Origin of the sequence: Microbulbifer sp. TYP-18 (assembly GCF_040932045.1) — a bacterium.
Lineage (GTDB): Bacteria > Pseudomonadota > Gammaproteobacteria > Pseudomonadales > Cellvibrionaceae > Microbulbifer.
On record NZ_JBFRBC010000093.1, the window covers coordinates 1 to 838 of the forward strand.

An 838-nucleotide genomic window follows, 5' to 3' on the forward strand; every position below is an offset into this window, starting at 1 on the left:
TCCGCCTGCCACTGGCGCATATCCGTATCGTATTTGTCCGTGGTGAGAACGAAGCCTGCGATGTTGCGACGGATTTCCGTAGTGCCGTTCTTGTAGACCTTTTCCACATTGCCCAGATAGAGGGTTTCCGTGGTACTGGTGCCGTCATCGTCGATGCGCTTCCAGCGGCTGCGCTGGGGACCATAGCGGAATTGTGCGCTGTGGCCGCCCTTCTGGATAGTCAGTGGCTTGTTGAATACGCTGTATTGCAGGGTGCGGCCTCTGGTATCAGACAACAGGTTGCCGTTGGCATCATAGTGGTAGCTGGTGATACCGGCGCCGCTGCCGGTTTCACAGACTGCGTGGGGACCATAGGCAACCCCACACTGGGCACCATAACGGTAGTTGCCCACACCGGTTTTGCTGAGAATGTTGCCACTGGAGGAATAGCTGACACTGGTGCCGGTGATGCCACTGGCGCTGGTCAGGGTCACGGCGGTGAGCCGGTTGAGGCTGTCGTAGTTAAAATCCTCTCGCAGGTCCTTCTGCGAACCCGGTTCCCCGGAAAAATCCTGCCGCCAGGCCAGGTTGCCATTGGCGAGCCAACCGAGCTGCAAATTCTGCACGCTCCCGAGGCCGGGAATCAGGCTCGTGTCGATACCCTGCAGGCGATTGCTGACCGGATCGAAACCCCGCTGTACCGTCAGTCCGTTGCCCAACAGGGTCTGGGTGCTGTTGCCGCGCGCATCCATGCCCTGTAGCAGGTAGTAGCGCTGACCGGCGGTGCCGGCCACATAATCCGGGCTGGTGACCTGGGTGATATAGCCCCACTGCGGATGATAGTGGTTCCAGCTGCCCC

The 838-nt window shown here is 59.8% G+C and carries 1 protein-coding gene; it reads right to left on the reverse strand.

Annotated elements, in window-relative coordinates; translation table 11 throughout:
- Nucleotides 1-838 (reverse strand): hypothetical protein (locus ABVT36_RS19095; RefSeq protein WP_368457982.1); only part of this gene is annotated, 838 nt, incomplete at both ends.